The 279-nt window shown below is 65.9% G+C and carries 1 protein-coding gene; it reads right to left on the bottom strand.

Annotation, left to right across the window (positions count from 1 at the left end; translation table 11 throughout):
• Positions 1–241 (bottom strand): hypothetical protein (locus AC0L2O_RS36710; protein WP_473373192.1); only part of this gene is annotated, 241 nt, incomplete at its 3' end.
• Positions 242–279: the final 38 nt, after the last annotated feature.

Genomic DNA, 279 nt, shown 5'->3' with positions numbered 1-279 from the left:
CCTCCAGTTGCCCTTCACGCACCTTGAGCTTGGCCTGCTCGGCCAGCAAGTCGCGCAGTTCATCCTTGCGCGCCGCCTCATACACGGCGCTGTCGCCCATGATGGTTTCGATCTTGGCCAGGCGCTCATGCACCTTGCCCAGCTCGGCCTCCAGCTTGTCGGCTTCGCGCTTGTGCTGCGCCAACTGCTGACGCAATGCGCCGGTCAGCAACACGCCGGTCAACCCGGACAAGACCGACAAGAAGGCCCAGCGCCAGGCCGCCGCCGCACTGCGTCAGC

Source organism: Bradyrhizobium sp. Kon10 (assembly GCF_055807395.1).
The sequence above is the reverse complement of the archived record's forward strand: the minus strand, read 5'-3'. Positions and strand labels throughout refer to the sequence as shown.